Raw genomic sequence first — 16,379 nt, 5'->3', positions numbered from 1 at the left:
TAATTTTTTTACACTCTTTTGTTCCTTTATTTTATTGTTTAAACTTATCTTTATGATTTTTATGCTGTTTTTTATTTGGCATGTAACTTGAGTTATTAAATCCAACTAAATTCAAGTGAGTGACAAAATGGATAGAAAAATAACACCTAACAAAAAATTCCGACTTTGGTGGTTGGCTCTGCCTATGGTTGTAGTCGCATACTTTGCATTCGGTAGTGCTGCGACGAGTAGCGGGAATCGATTTAATGTTGATATCAATCGGATCAAAATAAGCACTGTCACAGAAGGGGAGTTTCATGATCTGATCCCTCTAAGAGGTAATATTACCCCAAGTAAGTCAGTGTACTTAGACGCCATAGAAGGAGGGCGAGTAGAGGCGCGCTTTGTAGAAGAGGGAGCCATGGTAAAAAAAGGCGACAAGCTACTTGCGCTAAGCAATACCAGCTTGCAGCTTGATGTTATTTCTCGCGAGGCGCAAATTTCAGAGCAGCTGAATAATTTGCACAATACACGCTTAGCAATAGATCAAAATCGCTTAAATTTAAAACGGGATCTATTGGAGTTGGACTTTCAAGTTAGTCAAAGCGAACGAAAGCTTGCTCAGTTTAAGCGCCTAGGTAATGGTAACTTGGTTTCAAAAGATGAACTGCAAGCCGCCGAAGACGAAACCGTGTATTTGAAAAATCGCCGCAAACTAATTATTGAGCAGCAACAACAAGATGAAAAGATCCGTACCGCACAAATTGCGCAGCTAGAAGACAGTGTTAAGCAATTAAATAAAAACTTAGCGTTTGCCCGTAAGAACTTAGAGAATTTGATAATCAAAGCGCCTATTGATGGACAGTTGACTGCACTCAGTGCAGAGTTGGGTGCATCTAAAGCAAGGGGAGCGCGGTTAGGTCAAGTTGATATCGTTTCTCAATATAAAGTGTCGGCACAAATCGATGAATTTTACCTTGGCCGTGTGTATGCAGGACAAGCTGCAAGATTGTCTTTGCAAGGTCAACAATATGAGTTAACCCTAGTAAAAGTGTATGCCGAGGTGTCAAATGGGCGATTTGAGGTAGAGTTAACCTTTAATGATGCCTTACCGAGTGGGATCCGCAGAGGTCAAAGCTTACAGTTGGATTTATTACTGGCAGATGCTAAGTCAGCAACATTGTTGCCAAATGGCGGATTTTATCAAGATACCGGTGGTCAATGGGTGTTTGTGTTAGAGCAAGGCAGTCAAGTGGCGGTGAAAAAGCCGGTGACGTTTGGTCTGCGTAATAACAAATTTATTGAAGTACTAGATGGACTGGCAGTGGGTGACCGAGTGATCACCTCAAGTTACGGTAGCTTCAAGGATATGCAGTCAGTAAGCCTGACGCACTAAGTGTAAGCCAAACCCCAAGTTAACAAGATTTAGAAGGCACAAGAATATGATACAGCTAACAAAAATAAATAAAGTTTTTCGTACAGAATTGGTTGAAACTTACGCGCTAGAGGACGTCTCGCTGGTAATTGAGCGCGGTGAGTTTGTGGCCATTATGGGGCAATCAGGCTCAGGTAAATCTACCCTACTGAATATTATCGGCATGCTAGATCAGCTTGATGGTGGTGAGTATATTTTTGATGGTAGTGACATCAGCCACTCAACAGAGGGACAATTGGCGGATATTCGCAAAGACAATATTGGTTTTATTTTCCAAAGCTTTAACTTGATTGATGAACTAACAGTATACGAAAATGTTGAGCTACCTTTGGTATATCAGGGAGTTGCAAAAAAGGAGCGTCAGCAGCGTGTCACTGCGGTATTAGAGAAAGTGAATATTGCTCACCGTAAAGATCACTACCCACAACAGCTTTCCGGTGGTCAGCAGCAGCGAGTTGCAGTTGGACGAGCCATTGTCGCCAAGCCAAAAATGATTTTAGCGGATGAACCAACTGGTAACCTAGACTCCAAAAATGGTGAAGAGGTGATGGGGTTGCTGGCTCAACTCAATCAAGAAGGCGTGACAATTGTGATGGTAACGCACTCTGAGCACCATGCAAATTATGCACACAGAACGATTCACGTTTTGGATGGGCATATCGTTTCCAGCCAAATGCAGGAGGTACGTTATGCTTAAAAACTATCTCTTGATTGCGTATCGTAGCTTGCTACAACAAAAGCTTTATTCGGCTATTAATATTTTGGGTTTGGCGATTGGTCTTGCTATTTGTATTAGTATGGCAATTTTTGTTGAATCTGAGCTTGGCTACGACAAGTTTATCCAGAACCACGAGCAAGTGTATCGTTCGTCAGTAAAGTGGATGCCTCCTAGTGCGCCTGAAATCTATTATGCTCAGGGGCAAGTGTTTAATGCCCCAAACTACAAAACACATTTTGAAGAAGTCGTCGATGCCACTCGATTTAGACAGGTGACGGTAGCACTTGGTGAAGGTAGGGAGAGCTTTATTCATGAAGGTGTACTGCTTGCTGATGCGAACTTTATAGACTTTTTTTCTTTGCAAGTACTACATGGTAATGGCCAAACTGCGCTCAATAATCCTAATTCCATCGTGCTAACAGAAGCTGCCGCAGAGCTTTATTTTGGCCGCACCTCTGTTGTTGGCGAAGCGTTACTAGGTGATGGAAAGTTACCTTTGAAAGTCACTGCGGTTATCAAAGATTTACCACAGCGCACTCATTTGAATGTGTTTGCACTAATCAGTATGGAAACGGCAACAACTTATTATGGTGATACCAGTTGGCAGCGTGACCCAAGTTTTAACTATTTCACTTATGTTAGGCTTGCTGATGGCGTGTCGGGGCACGACGTAGAGGCAAAAATCCCAAGTTATTTAGAGAACCGCTACGGCCATGGTGCGAGTGACACGTTAGACTTTACATTAATGCCTGTCAGCGATATTTATCTTCACTCTCAAATGTATGGCGAGATGAAAGAAAACGGTGACATTAATACGGTATATTCATTTAGTGTGATATCGGCACTTATTCTTTTTATTGCTTGTGTTAACTTTATGAATTTATCTACCGCGACTGCTACTAAGCGAGCAAAAGAAGTTGGGGTGCGTAAAACCTTGGGTGCGAAGCAGCAGCATTTGGTTGTACAGTTCATCGTTGAAGCGATGATGTTAAGTTATATTGCCTTGATCATAGCCGTGGCACTGGTTGAGGCTTGTTTACCTATGTTCGCAAGCTTTATTGGTAAACCACTTAGTTTTGATTTTTATTCACAGCCCGTTATTTTAGCTATTCTATTGCTACTAGGCTTTGTCGTTGGGCTCATTTCAGGTTCGTATCCTGCTTTTTATCTGAGCGGCTTTAAACCCGCCAAGGTACTCAAAGGAGAAATCACACAAGGTAGGTCAGGGGCACTGTTACGCAAAGGGCTGGTGGTGTTCCAATTCAGTGTTGCCATCGTGCTTATTATTGCCACTGTAGTGTCAAACCAACAATTAAAATACGCCCGAGCGATAGAGTTGGGCTATGACAAAGACAACACTTTTGTACTGAATCGTCTCTATACCGATATTGCAAGCCAGCAACGCAGTGCACTGAAGACAGAACTGCTCTCACATCCAAATATTAACAGTGTAACGGCAAGCTCTGCTGTACCAACACAAAGCATAGTTGATGCCTTTGGAATGGTTAACCCTAAGACTCAATTATCGCAAACTATGCCTACTTTAGCAGTCGATGAAGATTACTTTAGCAGCTACAACATCAAACTACTAACTGGCCGTGGGTTTAGCCGTGATTTTCCTGCGGATATATTTACTCTGCCTAGTGAGACCAATCCACACCCTCACTTTTCTGTTGTGATAAATGAAAAAGCAGCACAGAGTCTTGGGTTCAGCTCTGATGAGGCTATCGGTAAAACGTTTGAAGTGAGATTAACTCGACACTCGAGTGCAACAGCGACCATCATTGGCGTCACACAGAACTATTACTTCTCGTCGCTCAGAACAGAAATAAGTCCAACCTATCACTTGTTAAGGGAAGGAGAGGGGAATGCTATGGCAATTAAATTCCAAGGAGATGCGTCGCTTATTCGCGATTTTATAGAGGCGACTTGGCGTAAGCTGATACCCGAGCAACAGATGGAGTTGACATATCTTCAAACTGAGTTTGAACAGATGTATCAACAAGAGGATAAAGAAATCACTGTGTTTAACTTGTTTTCTCTCCTTGCCATTTTCATTGCGTGCCTTGGACTTTTTGGCCTTGCTTCTTTTACAACGAAACGTCGGACAAAAGAGATTGGCGTGCGTAAAGTGTTGGGTGCCTCGGTGATGGACATTGTCTTATTGATCAACAAAGAGTTTTCAAAACAAGTCTTGATTGCAAACCTGATTGCTTGGCCGTTGGCATACATTGTGATGAGAGAGTGGTTGAATAATTTTGTTTATCGCATTGAGCTATCTTTTGTCCCATTTTTGGCCGCTGCCGTGATAGCCTTTGTAATAGCTTGGGTGACAGTAGGTTCTTTAACTATGGTAGCTGCGCAGGCAAGGCCTATCAATTCATTGCGATATGAATAAAAACGTTAAGGCCTCACATTAAATGAGGCCTTTTATCTGTTTGCGCCGCAGACTTTGTTTTTTCCGCCATGTTTTGCTTCATACAGTGCATCATCAGCTTGTTGTACCAGCGAGGCGGCTGACTCGTGATGGCTTTGTGCATTGTAAGTTGCAACTCCAGCGCTGATGGACGCATAGTTAAAAGGGGAATGCTTGTGCTCGATTTTGGCATCGAAAAAATGCTTGATAATACGCTCGGTGATCTTAATTGCCGAGTCGTACGGGGTGCTTGGGAGTAAAATCACAAACTCTTCGCCACCGTAGCGGTACACGGCATCCATTGGGCGACGGATATGGCTTTTGACAGACTTAACCACATGCTTTAATACGTCATCTCCCATAAGATGTCCATATTCGTCGTTGTACAGTTTGAAGTAGTCAACATCAAGCATAATAACACTCAAAGCATGCTCGGCTCGCTTTGCACCGCGATAATGTTTTTCAAGATCTGACTCAAAAAGCCGACGGTTAAATGCTTTTGTTAACCCATCAACATAAGAATATTCTCTTAGCTGATCAGCCTGTTTTTTGTACTTTAAATGGGTTTTTACGCGGTTTACCAGTGTTCGAGCAACAATAGGTTTACTGATAAAATCGACCGCCCCCACATCCCAGCACATTTCTTGCTGATTTTCTTTTATATTTGAAGTAACAAATACAACCGGAATTTGCGCTGTGATCGGATCCTTTTGCAATTCTTTGCAGGCGTCAATGCCAGTGAGCCCATCGAGCATCCAACCCATTAGGATTAAGTCCGGCAGAGCGAGTTTAATATAGTCAATGGCTTTTTCAGCGCCTTCAAATGCAACCACTGTGCACATATCATCAAGGCAAGCTGTTAATACTTTTTGTGTCAGCGGGGAGTCTTCAATAATGACCACGGTGCAATCATTAAGCTCAGTCACTTCTTCAAACATTGTGTTGCTCTACTCCTACGCGAGGCTGCCAATCATGATGGCTCAAGGTTTAATATAGCGTTAAACCTGCTTTGCTGCGATGTCAACGTCATACCAAGGTTGTACCTTAATGGAAGTATACGCTTTATTCATGAATTAAAACACTTTTATAACAAAAGAGCGGTTTTTGCTTGAATAAACGGCGATTTTTACTATGCAAAAGTATACGTGATTTAAAGGAATAACGATGACAAATTCAGTCCCCCTCGCCAAAGCAGAGCGGTTTGTTGGTGATGACTCGCTCTCTGATCTAATCTTTGACAATATTCCTGACTATGCCTTCATTAAAGATGACAAGTTCAGGATTGTGAAAGCAAATGACGCTTTTCGTTCAATGTACCCAGAGTCTGCCCGTGAGAAAATTATCGGCTACACCACTTTAGAGTCGTATCACCCTGAGGAGGTGGAAGCGTTTATATTGGGGCTCTCGAGTGACGTTACCGAGCGAGAGCATTTGGTTGTGCAGCTCAGACGCTCAAATGACGCATTAGATGAATTTGCATATATAGCTTCACATGACTTAAAAGCACCACTCAATGCGATTTCAAAACTAGTAACTTGGATTGATGAAGATGAATTACCAGAAGGGGCAAAAGAAAACTTTGCGTTGATCCAGCAGCGCGTCTCTAGAATGAATAAGCTGTTGCATGACTTGTTGATATATTCACGGGTTAATCGCAAGCATAGTGAATGCGAAACTTTTGAATTTAGTGAGTTTTCACAAGAAATTTATGACTCAATTGATATCGAATCAACGCTAACACTGCAATGTGCGTCACTAATGGTCACTTTACCAAAAACAGCCCTTGAGGTTGTCACGCGAAACCTGATCAGTAACGCACTGAAACATCACCATTGTGAGAGAGGTAATTTGATCATAGACATCAAAGAGACGCCAGAATTATACCAGTTGCATTTTACTGATGATGGCCCCGGGATCCCCAAAGAGTATCGAGAAAAAGTATTCGAAATGTTTCAAACACTCAAACCCCGAGATCAACAAGAAGGCAGTGGTATGGGGCTCGCGATTATTAAAAAAGTACTAGATTATTATGGTGGTAGCATTGAGATATTGGATACAGATGTAGGCGCCGAATTTGTAATTAAGTGGCCAAAAGTAGACACCAGAGTGAATCCTATTTAGGCGAATAAGAGATGCAAAATAACGATATTACAGTGTTAGTTGTTGAAGATGACGACGTTGATTATATGACAGTAAAAAGAAGCTTCGCAAAGTGCAAAATCATGAATCCTATGGTTAGAGCAATTGACGGCGTTGAAGCACTCGAATTACTGCGAGGTGGCCAAGTTGATTACCGTTTATTATTCTTCTTGATTTAAAGATGCCACGGATGGGCGGGCTTGAATTTTTAGAGAAGTTAAGAGCAGATAGTCAGTTACAAGAAACGGTGGTATTTGTGCTTACTACGTCAAAAGACGAGGATGACATTCACCACAGCTATGCAAATAATGTTGCCGGTTATTTTTTTAAAGAGCAGGCTAGTGACTCGATGTCGAGTTTAGTGGATATGTTGGATGGATATTGGCGGATAGTGCAGTTTCCGGCGAAGTAAATGGTGCATATATGAATATATTGCTGGTCGATGACGATATTGTTGATAGGAAAATGATCCGCCGCTCTTTAATAAAGGGAGGTATCGAGCATCAACTTACCGAAGTGGAGAGTGTTGAAGAGGGGATAATTGCTCTTGAGCAGCTTTCGTTTGATTTGTTGCTTCTTGATTACAATATGCCAGCAAAGAATGGCTTAGACCTATTGATAGAGCTGAAACGGATTAACCATATTCGAGATCTAACTATCGTTATGATCAGTAATGCGCAATCTGATGAGCTAGTATTAAAGTGCCTTGATTTAGGGGTTCAGGATTTTTTATTAAAAGAAGAAGTCACAGCCTCAATATTGAGTCGCTCAATTATTCAAGCGAGAAAGCGCTTTGAACTTGAAAGCCAGCTCCACAATAGTTACTTACAAGTAAAAGAAATGGCTGAGCTGGATGCGCTCACCGGCTTGTATAATCGTTATTACTTTGAAGAAACTTGTCAACGGCTGATGCAAGCAGGCAAAAGTCGATATAGCTGTGCTGGGGTTTTGATTGTAGATATTGTTGATTTTAAAAAAATCAATGACCGGTTTGGTCATGAGGCAGCCGATCAATTGCTGGTTGAGCTTGGTGCAAGCTTTAATCGGCATACCAAACCCGAAGATATAGTAAGCCGTTTTGGGGGGGATGAGTTTGCTTGTTTGCTGGTATCTTGCGACAACCCATTACAAATAAAAATTGAGGCAGAAAAGTTAATAAAGCTATTAAGTCGTACCTATTCTATTATGTCTAAGGATATTCGCTGCCAAGTACGAATGGGGCTAGCGCTTTATCCTCTAAACGGTAAGCGAGCAGATGACCTTATCCGCTTCGCTGATATTGCACTTTTTAGATCGAAATCAGCTAAGAGCAGTGCGGCATGTATATTTGAAGATAACATGCAGACTGAATTTCAAATGAAATATAACGTTGAGCAAGACCTAAGAGGAGCAATCGACAAACAAGAGCTCGAGCTTGCATTTCAACCTATCGTAGATATTCGCCAAGGGAAGGTAGTATCACTTGAGGCGCTGATCAGGTGGCCTACTGCTAAATTCACTAGCAGTCCGCAGGAATTTATTTTGGTAGCGGAAGAGTCATGGTTAATAGAGCCTTTAGGAAAATGGATTATTGAGCATGCGATCTACACATTAAAACAAATTAACTCGAAATTCGGCTATCCGATCCGTTTAGCCATTAACCTTTCACCGTTGCAGCTGGTGGATATATCCTTACCTGCTTTTATCAATGACTGTCTTGAGCGTGCAAACATGGAAGGGGGGTTATTCACATTCGAGCTGATCGAAACCGCGCTGCTTAATGATAGTGAGCGAGTAATGACTAGCTTAAATCGCATTAAGGATATTGGTTGTAAACTTGCTTTAGACGATTTTGGTACCGGTTATTCGTCTATCTCTCACCTGCTAAATTATCCAATTGATATTGTAAAGGTAGACAAATCCCTTACCGATAGAATAGAAGCAGATGAAATGGGGGAAAGAGTTTTCTTTGGCTTAATAAATATGTTGAAAAGCTTGCAGTTAAGTATTGTGGTGGAAGGTGTTGAAAGATATCAGCAGTATTATGCTTGTAAAGAGGCTAATGTTGATAAAGTTCAAAGCTATTATTTCTCAAGTCCTGTGTCTGAGTCCTCAGTTATCAATACTATAAGAGCAATAAACAAAGATCTCGCCAGAGAAGTAGATGCAAGACGTTAACGGGTAAACCAGTGAAGTAGTGGTTTACCCGCCGATCAGCTATTAAATCAAGAAATGCTTAGGCACCTGGTCCGCACTCTAAACAATGAGCGATAATGTCGGGCCCAAACTTTAGATTGGCATTGAGATTACGAAGCGCAGTTCTTAAGCCTTCTTCTATCACTGGATGATAAAACGGCATCTCAAGCATTTGGGGTATTGTCATCTTATTTTGCAGCGCCCAAGCCAGTAAATGAGCGATATGCTCAGCCGCAGGGCCAACAAATTCCGCACCTAAGAATAGCCCAGTCCCTTGCTCAGCATAAACGCGCATATGTCCTTTATTTTTTAACATGACTCTACTGCGGCCTTGATTTTCAAAGCTCACCTCGCCGATGGCGAAACAGCCACAATCACCGTATTGTTTTTCTAGCTCCTTGTAACTTGCCCCTACCATCGCTATTTGCGGATCGCTAAAGACTGCTGCAAGTTTGGCTCGGCGTAGTCCGACTCTAACATCCGGAAAGCGACCGGCATTTTCACCTGCAATGGTGCCCTGATCCGCAGCTTCATGTAACAATGGGATTTGATCACTGGCATCGCCAGCAATGAAAATGTGCGCGTTACCTGAGCCATCAAGGCATTGCATAGTGTGTGGGTCAGCTATAGGAACGCCTCTACTATCAAGTTCAAGGCTTGTATTTTCTAGCCCCAAATTATCAACATTAGGAATTCTCCCCGTGGCAGCTAGCACATAATCAAACTGCTCTGTTTGTGGGTAACCCTGCTTATCTATATAGGTGAGTTCGGCTTTATCGCCCACTTGCTTCATCTGTGAGACGTTGGCATCGGTATCGAGATAAAATTCGTTGCTAAATACAGTAGTCGCATAATCTTTTACAATGGGATCCGTCAAAGGGCCAAGGCCTTTGCCAACGCCAAATACTTTGACTTTCACACCTAGGCGGTGCAGCGCTTGGCCAAGTTCTAAGCCAATTACTCCAGGTCCAAATACAGCGACAGAGTGCGGCAGGTCGTCCCAGTCAAATACGTTGTCATTAATGACTAAGCGTGTTCCAAAGTTATTAAACGCCTCAGGGTAACTTGGTCTAGAGCCTGTGGCGATGACGAAACGTTTGGCTGTGATCTGCGTATGCTCATCTAATTGTACCGTGTGATTGTCTATGAATTTGGCTTTACCTTGGAGTTTATCGTGCTCAGGTAATTCATCAACGGCATCCACAACAAAGCCTACAAAGCGGTCACGCTCGCTTTTTACTCTTGCCATTACTGCTTTGCCATCAATTGTGGCAAGTGGTACTTTTACACCGAACTTTGGCGCAGTTTCAATTTGATGTGCAGCTTCTGCCGCTGCGATTAGTAGCTTACTGGGCATACACCCAACGCGAGCACAAGTAGTTCCATATACACCTGATTCGATCATTAATACTTCTGATGTATATCTCTTAGCATTTCTATAGGCGCTAAGACCAGCAGTTCCCGCACCAATCACGACTACGTCAGTGTTTATCTTTTTCATTTGTTGAACCCAAAATTTGAAAGTGTAAACCCCCTTGACAATATATGATTCACTGTCTTATTTGCTCGTGTTGGGGGGGGCAGTATGACTTGATATCTGTATATACCAAGTCACTGTGTAATAAGGTTATTGAAGTTATTTACGCAAAATATTCGGCTAAGTCGTCTGAGCCACCAATATGCTTACCGCCAATAAATACCTGTGGTACAGTTTCACGTCCAGACAGCGCTTTAAGGCTGGTTAGTGATGCTTGTTGACCTAGTACTAACTCTTCGTATGCTAGCCCTTTTTCCGTTAGTAATGCCTTGGCTTTTTCACAGAACGGACAGCCAATTTTGCTTATAATAGTCACGGGTTCAGGCTTTATTTGACTTGGGTTAATATACTCTAACATGGTGTCTGCGTCTGACACTTCAAATGGGTCTCCCGGCTTCTCTGGCTCAATAAACATTTTGTCAATCACACCATCTTTAACTAGCATTGAATAGCGCCAGCTTCGTTTACCAAAGCCTAAATCATTTTTATCGACTAACATCCCCATGCCGTCAGTGAATTCGCCATTACCATCAGGGAGTAGTGTTATATTTTGCGCTTCTTGATACTGGGCCCACGCATTCATTACAAAGGTATCATTCACAGATAAACATACAATTTCGTCAACGCCGTTTTGCTTAAATACACTCGCAAGTTCGTTATAGCGAGGCAGATGAGTCGATGAACATGTTGGTGTAAATGCACCTGGTAATGAAAACACAACGACGGTTTTACCTTTAAAGATTTCATCGCTGGTGATGTGCTTCCACTGATCATTTTCTCTGATTGGAAATGTAACCTGTGGTACGTGTTGACCTTCAATATTCTTTAACATTTTGCTTTCCTTCTTAAGTTGATGTGGCTAGTATGCCGAGAGTTTATCTATTTGTATAATTGATTGTTTTGATTGAATCGTACAGTAAAATAGATTGGTTGGGACTTTGAACACCGTTAACTTTGATCTACTTCATGAACATTGTTAATCTGAATTTTGGATAGTTGATGCCCGCCTTGTTGCAAGTGTAGGCGCTATTTTAGTGAGAGCAAGCCTCCTTTTCATACCTGGGTAAGAGAAGTTGTTTGCTTCTTGTCCAAAAATTCAAGTTAGGCTTTTTTAGGGAATTAGAATAGTAGATGAAATCACATTTTGAATTAATGGCAGATTACAATTGCTGGATGAATGAAAGGATGTTTGAGGCAATTGCAGAATTAAGCGACATTGAATTACACCAACCTCGGGGGGCTTTTTTTAGTTCTATCATAGGGTCGTTAAATCACATTCTTGTTGCAGATGTTATTTGGCTCAAACGATTTTCTACAAGTAGCCATCAATTCAAAACATTGCATCCATTACTAGATATGACAATACCATCAAAATTAGACGACCTACTATATGATGAGTTTGCGACCTTGAGGGCTGCGAGGGTAGCAATGGATGAAATCATTATAAATTTTGTTGAAGAGGTAACAGATGAAGTCCTAGCAACAGAGCTTCACTATCAGAACACAAAAGGTAAGACTTTCGCTCGCAAATTAAGCTTGTTACTACTCCATTTATTTAATCATCAGACACACCATAGAGGACAGGTAACAACATTGCTTAATCAAATCGACATCGATATGGGAGAAACTGATTTATTGGCACGGATCCCCCTGTGAATTAGGCTCATCTTCAATCGCTAGTTGGTGTCACTAGTAACTTTTATAAGTCTCAAACCATCATAAAATGTCCGCACAGCAACAGTGTGGCTGATGGTAATAAAGTAGGACTCATAATATTGCAGCTCGAGGCTGAGCAGGTTATACCATGTGCCTTAATTAAGAGATCTATTTTGAGGCGAGAAAATCTTGTCGATAACATCGTTTCTGCGTTTTGCTAGTGCCAAGATACCTAAGCATATGTAGGTAGGCAAAAATTTTGCTATTTAGTATTTTTAAAGAAGAAGCTTTTAACGTAGTTAGCGCCAGGTTTACTCCTTAGCGCTAACTGCGTTGAATTCACTTCCAATAGCCACCAGCTATTGGTGCATAAATTCGCCTTGCCTACAGGATGTGGGTACCTTAGCGAGAGCAGGATGCGGGAGCGGTGTTTTCCCTAAAACTCTATGGCTAGGCAGGGGAAAAACTAAGTTGTGCATTAGCAGCAATGAGTTGGAACATTCTTTACCCAAACCTCAGGTTACCTAGTAGGTATTAACTATGGGGGTGAGAGGAGAGGTATGCCTTTAATTCCCTGACAAATTCGCTGCCAATTTCATGGTGGATAGCTTTTATCTTTTCGGCGCATAGGCTGCTGTTGCCGTCCATTGCAGCATATTCTAGCTCCTGTAAATAGTCTGCTAATAACTCAGCACCGACTGCTTTTGCTGAGGTTTTAAGATAGTGCGCTTCATCTTTCAAGCGCTTTAAATCGTTATCTTGATACGTTGCCCTCATTTTTGCAAAGCTCGATTTTGATTGAATTAAAAAGTCAGTATAAAACTTTTTAGCCGTAATAAAGTCATCGCCGATTAGTTCGATCAGCACATTAGGGTTGAGGGTTTTACTCATAACTTTAATTCCATCTTTAACCATTTGCCCAATGTACTTTGAAGCTCTGTTAACCTGACAGGTTTGCTGACATAGTCATTCATACCACTATCAAGGCACAACTTTTTATCACCCTTCATTGCTGCACCAGTTACAGCAATGATGGGAGTTGGGTTGAGCGTGTTGGCAGACTCAAATGCACGTATCAACTTAGCAAGCTCGTAACCATCAAGTTCAGGCATGTGACAATCAGTAAGCAATAACTGATATCTTTGTTTTTTAAACATAGCTAGCGCTTCGCTGCCGTTGTTGGCAATATCGCACGATAATCCGAGCTTAGTTAACTGCTTGACTAGGAGCTTTTGGTTAAATGGATTATCTTCAGCAAGTAAAATATGAACGGCTGTCTTATTGTCGACAGCTGGGCAGCCGCTTTGAACAGCAGCATCTTGATGCAATAAAAACTCATCAATGGCGCTGAAATCGCTTAAATTTTCTAGCTTTGTTACTTCACATTGCTTTGTCTTTTCAGCGAGCTTTTCTAACAATTGCCTTATTGAATAACATGTTTGAGGCGATACGGGTTTGGACGGTTGAGACAAAGGTGGGCAATTAGCAGCAGACCGCATTGACCGCCCATCAACAAACAGTAATGTCGGCACTTGATAACTATCTATATTACTGCCGGTATTGTTTCTACCAACGATAACGTGAACTAATGCGCAATTGTTTGTCTCTTCCATTTGCTCTATTGCATCAATAGCGACTAGCTTATGGCAGCAATGTAAACATGCCTGATAAAGTTGTTTAAGCGTTACTTGGCTTTGCCACGAAATATCACAAAACCAATATAACGTTTCGAAAATCTTATTTTTTGGTTGCTCAGGGCTTGCTTGCCAAACGGGAATACTAATAGTAAACGTAGAGCCACTACCTAATTGACTTTCCAATGCTACTTTGCCACCCATTAAATCGATTAGTTTGCCACAAATTGCAAGTCCTAACCCTGTTCCGCCATATTTCCTTGTGGTGGAGCGTTCTGCTTGTGTAAAGGGGGTAAACAGTTTTTTTTGTACTTCAGCTGCGATGCCTATACCGTTGTCTTCTACCTCAAAAATAAGGTGAGACAACGCGACGCCTTCAGACTCCCAATGAACCGATATTTTGACAAAAGCCCCCTCGTCACGCTCGGGCATGCTAAATTTGATGGCATTACTAAGAATGTTAAAAATAATTTGCCGAGTACGGTTTTCATCACCTACTACCTCTAGTGGAAGGCTCTGATCTTCAAGTATAAGGAGCTGTACGCGATGCTCTTTGGCATGAGCCTCGAATGTCTTAAGAATATTGTGGATCATTTTCGAAGGTGAAAATGGGTAGCTTTCGAGCTCCATTTTTCCTTGTTCCACTTTGGCGAGATCTAAAATGTCATTTAAAATGGCAACTAAGTTATTAGCAGAGATCTGTGCTGTTTCTAACAGCTCTTTGTTATCTTCATCAAGCTCTGACAATCCGATTAAGTCTAGCGAGCTGATAATGCCATTCATAGGCGTTCTTAGCTCGTGGCTCATCATTGATAAAAAGTCGGATTTGGTGCAGTTTGCTTGCTCAGCCTTGCTGATTGCCGCTTGCAAGTCTGCGGTACGCTCAGCGACGCGTTGTTCCAATTCTTGATTAATGTGCTGTAATTTTTTTTGCGCGATATAAACATCAGTTTGATCGATAACCACACCGTCGATACGAGCAGGCTCTCCAGCTTCATTTTTCCCTACTACACCTTTAGCATAGGCGACGATAATATCTCCATCACTGAGCAAACCGCGATAACGTTGTTCAAACACTTCACCAGTTAATAGCGAGTGTTCAAGTGCTTTGATAACACGAGGCTTATCTTCAGGGTGTAAGCTTTGCTCCCACTGACTTAATTGACCTATAGCATCTTCTGGAAGTTTGAAGATTTTATTCGCTTGATGATCCCAGCTCCAAAGCCACTGCTTTGAAACTCTAGTCGCTCGCCATGTGCCTATTTTTCCTGCTTGCATTGCCAGGGCTTTACTTTCTTCTGCATCATGCAAAGCACTTAACATGTCTTTTTCGTGTGTACAATCTGCCAAAATACCATATATGCTATGGGTACGAACGCAGTACTTTACTTGCTCGCCTTTTAACTCAAACCACCTCAGTTTTCCTTTAACTTCAATCCTAAATTCAAAGTGTAACATCAAGCCGAGTTCTATATGGTGTGATAAAAATTCAGTAAACAGTGGCCGGTCTTCATCATAGATCATGTCTTGTAGTGATCCCCAATCCAAAGCTGCTGACACAGGTAAGCCAATTAGGGATTTAAATTTTGGTGAAAAATAGGCACTTTTATTGACTAAGTCGTAACACCAAGCACCAAGGTTGGCGCTATTTACAGCGTACCTTAAAATTCGAGTTTGCTCATCTTCCAATGGGTTCTGGCAGTAATACGTTGATAATTCTGCAATATGCACAAATATTTCATTGCTTTTTACATCATAAAAAGACAATAAAAATTGTACTGTTGGGGATTCGCGAAGTGATACCTGTATGAGTGCACCTTCCGACAGTGAACGATGCTCGGTGGTACAAGAAGGAAATATGAATAGGTCTTCTAGGTGTTGGTTGATAAGTGTATCTGGAGAGTGAAGTAGCTGCTGAGCTACAGTGGTTGAGTGGCTCACCTTCCAGTCAGCTGTCACGATCAGCACAGGCATGCTATTTTTCAATGCTGTTAACATCTTATCCTCCTGAGTTCCCCTCAATAATATAGCAGCTTATTGGTGTGTTGCTTATGTTACGATAGTGTTGAGAGGGGAAATAGGTGCTTTTCATATCTCCTGAATTTATTGCATATATAGGAATGAGCTTTTAGTTGGATTTATTAATTTTGAAATGTATTATAATAAATTAAAAACTTTATATAGGATATTTATGCTTTTAACTGGTTATTTCCCAAGGCTTCTTATTATTTTTATATCTTTTTTCTCGTTCTTTTCTTACGCATTAGATAAAAACCCAGATGGACTTGTAAGTTTGTGGAAGCTAGACAATGCTCAGGCTGTTATCGACTCTGTTGGTGAAAATCACGGTACATTTTACAATGGCCCTGTAACTACGCAGGGGAAAAATAATCTTGGAATAAAATTTGATGGTGTAAATGATACCGCTATTATACCTGATAATGAAAGTTTAAACTTTGGCAATGGTGATTTTACCGTCGCGTTTTGGGTTAAAAAGCTCCAACCTACAACGAGTAATTGGAACCGATGTGCCGCAGTTAATAAGTGGCACAGCGGAGATAAGCCAGGGCGGGATCGCACTTTTAGCTAATTTATGATCAAATAGCGCCAATCCCATTGCTAGGCGCAACCAATGAACCTGATTGAACACCTTACAGTTGTAGAAGAAACTCGCTCTGATATTAACAAAA

General features: G+C 41.6%; 14 protein-coding genes. 9 read left to right on the top strand and 5 right to left on the bottom strand.

The window, feature by feature from the left end; translation table 11 throughout:
* Positions 1 to 127 precede the first annotated feature (127 nt).
* Genes F9Y84_RS16750 through F9Y84_RS16740 form a run of 3 tightly spaced genes read left to right on the top strand, consistent with a single transcriptional unit; the run spans position 128 to position 4,530 of the window.
* A complete protein-coding gene (locus F9Y84_RS16750; protein ID WP_147390665.1) occupies positions 128 to 1,375 on the top strand; it encodes an efflux RND transporter periplasmic adaptor subunit in 1,248 nt (415 codons plus the stop codon).
* Positions 1,376 to 1,421: 46 nt separating this feature from the next.
* Positions 1,422 to 2,111 (top strand): ABC transporter ATP-binding protein, encoded by a 690-nt coding sequence (locus F9Y84_RS16745; protein ID WP_147390666.1) that lies wholly within the window; start codon positions 1,422 to 1,424, stop codon positions 2,109 to 2,111.
* Positions 2,104 to 4,530, top strand: coding sequence for an ABC transporter permease (locus F9Y84_RS16740; RefSeq protein WP_147390667.1), 2,427 nt, complete (start codon positions 2,104 to 2,106; stop codon positions 4,528 to 4,530). Before F9Y84_RS16745 ends, F9Y84_RS16740 begins: the two co-directional genes overlap by 8 nt.
* A 32-nt stretch (positions 4,531 to 4,562) precedes the next feature.
* Here the strand turns inward: F9Y84_RS16740 and F9Y84_RS16735 are convergent, their stop codons facing one another.
* The gene (locus F9Y84_RS16735) at positions 4,563 to 5,486 is read right to left on the bottom strand and encodes a GGDEF domain-containing response regulator (protein WP_147390668.1); all 924 of its coding nucleotides are present in this window, start codon (positions 5,484 to 5,486) and stop codon (positions 4,563 to 4,565) included.
* Positions 5,487 to 5,712: 226 nt separating this feature from the next.
* Between F9Y84_RS16735 and F9Y84_RS16730 the strand changes: the two genes are divergently transcribed.
* From F9Y84_RS16730 to F9Y84_RS16720, 4 genes are read left to right on the top strand one after another with little or no spacing between them, the layout of a single operon-like run.
* Entirely contained in the window at positions 5,713 to 6,669 is a 957-nt protein-coding gene (locus F9Y84_RS16730; protein ID WP_147390669.1) for a PAS domain-containing sensor histidine kinase, read from the top strand.
* 11 nt (positions 6,670 to 6,680) lie between these two features.
* Positions 6,681 to 6,866, top strand: coding sequence for a response regulator (locus F9Y84_RS22570; RefSeq protein ID WP_307724509.1), 186 nt, complete (start codon positions 6,681 to 6,683; stop codon positions 6,864 to 6,866).
* 11 nt (positions 6,867 to 6,877) lie between these two features.
* Positions 6,878 to 7,099 (top strand): response regulator, encoded by a 222-nt coding sequence (locus F9Y84_RS22565; protein WP_307724510.1) that lies wholly within the window; start codon positions 6,878 to 6,880, stop codon positions 7,097 to 7,099.
* A gap of 11 nt (positions 7,100 to 7,110) precedes the next feature.
* The gene (locus F9Y84_RS16720) at positions 7,111 to 8,844 is read left to right on the top strand and encodes an EAL domain-containing response regulator (RefSeq protein WP_147390670.1); all 1,734 of its coding nucleotides are present in this window, start codon (positions 7,111 to 7,113) and stop codon (positions 8,842 to 8,844) included.
* Between the two features lie 58 nt (positions 8,845 to 8,902).
* Here F9Y84_RS16720 and F9Y84_RS16715 read toward each other — a convergent pair whose 3' ends face one another.
* Entirely contained in the window at positions 8,903 to 10,363 is a 1,461-nt protein-coding gene (locus F9Y84_RS16715; protein WP_147390671.1) for a dihydrolipoyl dehydrogenase, read from the bottom strand.
* 139 nt (positions 10,364 to 10,502) lie between these two features.
* A complete protein-coding gene (locus F9Y84_RS16710) occupies positions 10,503 to 11,231 on the bottom strand; it encodes a glutathione peroxidase (RefSeq protein WP_125252539.1) in 729 nt (242 codons plus the stop codon).
* A gap of 299 nt (positions 11,232 to 11,530) precedes the next feature.
* On the opposite strand from F9Y84_RS16710, the gene F9Y84_RS16705 reads away from it, so the two are divergent.
* Positions 11,531 to 12,055: a DinB family protein gene (locus F9Y84_RS16705; protein WP_147390672.1), complete on the top strand. Its 525-nt coding sequence runs from the start codon at positions 11,531 to 11,533 to the stop codon at positions 12,053 to 12,055.
* A gap of 534 nt (positions 12,056 to 12,589) precedes the next feature.
* Here F9Y84_RS16705 and F9Y84_RS16700 read toward each other — a convergent pair.
* Both F9Y84_RS16700 and F9Y84_RS16695 read right to left on the bottom strand, forming a co-directional pair.
* Positions 12,590 to 12,946, bottom strand: coding sequence for an Hpt domain-containing protein (locus tag F9Y84_RS16700; protein WP_125252541.1), 357 nt, complete (start codon positions 12,944 to 12,946; stop codon positions 12,590 to 12,592).
* On the bottom strand, positions 12,943 to 15,687 hold the full coding sequence (locus F9Y84_RS16695) for a PAS domain-containing hybrid sensor histidine kinase/response regulator (protein ID WP_147390673.1): 2,745 nt from the start codon (positions 15,685 to 15,687) through the stop codon (positions 12,943 to 12,945). Before F9Y84_RS16695 ends, F9Y84_RS16700 begins: the two co-directional genes overlap by 4 nt.
* A gap of 193 nt (positions 15,688 to 15,880) precedes the next feature.
* Here F9Y84_RS16695 and F9Y84_RS16690 point away from each other — a divergent pair, with 193 nt between their 5' ends.
* Positions 15,881 to 16,279: a hypothetical protein gene (locus F9Y84_RS16690; RefSeq protein ID WP_192503295.1), complete on the top strand. Its 399-nt coding sequence runs from the start codon at positions 15,881 to 15,883 to the stop codon at positions 16,277 to 16,279.
* The last annotated feature ends 100 nt before the right edge of the window (positions 16,280 to 16,379 follow it).

This window comes from Pseudoalteromonas peptidolytica (assembly GCF_012641745.1).
Lineage (GTDB): Bacteria > Pseudomonadota > Gammaproteobacteria > Enterobacterales > Alteromonadaceae > Pseudoalteromonas > Pseudoalteromonas peptidolytica.
The sequence above is the reverse complement of the archived record's forward strand: the minus strand, read 5'-3'. Positions and strand labels throughout refer to the sequence as shown.

Bases quoted from the DNA above. Each gene is read 5' to 3' on its own strand.
- F9Y84_RS16735 (WP_147390668.1), bottom strand. From the start codon at position 5,486: ATGTTTGAAGAAGTGACTGAGCTTAATGATTGCACCGTGGTCATTATT.
- F9Y84_RS16700 (WP_125252541.1), bottom strand. From the start codon at position 12,946: ATGAGTAAAACCCTCAACCCTAATGTGCTGATCGAACTAATCGGCGAT.
- F9Y84_RS16705 (WP_147390672.1), top strand. From the start codon at position 11,531: ATGAAATCACATTTTGAATTAATGGCAGATTACAATTGCTGGATGAAT.
- F9Y84_RS16710 (WP_125252539.1), bottom strand. From the start codon at position 11,231: ATGTTAAAGAATATTGAAGGTCAACACGTACCACAGGTTACATTTCCA.
- F9Y84_RS16715 (WP_147390671.1), bottom strand. From the start codon at position 10,363: ATGAAAAAGATAAACACTGACGTAGTCGTGATTGGTGCGGGAACTGCT.
- F9Y84_RS16695 (WP_147390673.1), bottom strand. From the start codon at position 15,687: ATGTTAACAGCATTGAAAAATAGCATGCCTGTGCTGATCGTGACAGCT.
- F9Y84_RS16745 (WP_147390666.1), top strand. From the start codon at position 1,422: ATGATACAGCTAACAAAAATAAATAAAGTTTTTCGTACAGAATTGGTT.
- F9Y84_RS22570 (WP_307724509.1), top strand. From the start codon at position 6,681: ATGCAAAATAACGATATTACAGTGTTAGTTGTTGAAGATGACGACGTT.
- F9Y84_RS16730 (WP_147390669.1), top strand. From the start codon at position 5,713: ATGACAAATTCAGTCCCCCTCGCCAAAGCAGAGCGGTTTGTTGGTGAT.
- F9Y84_RS16750 (WP_147390665.1), top strand. From the start codon at position 128: ATGGATAGAAAAATAACACCTAACAAAAAATTCCGACTTTGGTGGTTG.
- F9Y84_RS22565 (WP_307724510.1), top strand. From the start codon at position 6,878: ATGGGCGGGCTTGAATTTTTAGAGAAGTTAAGAGCAGATAGTCAGTTA.
- F9Y84_RS16740 (WP_147390667.1), top strand. From the start codon at position 2,104: ATGCTTAAAAACTATCTCTTGATTGCGTATCGTAGCTTGCTACAACAA.
- F9Y84_RS16720 (WP_147390670.1), top strand. From the start codon at position 7,111: ATGAATATATTGCTGGTCGATGACGATATTGTTGATAGGAAAATGATC.
- F9Y84_RS16690 (WP_192503295.1), top strand. From the start codon at position 15,881: ATGCTTTTAACTGGTTATTTCCCAAGGCTTCTTATTATTTTTATATCT.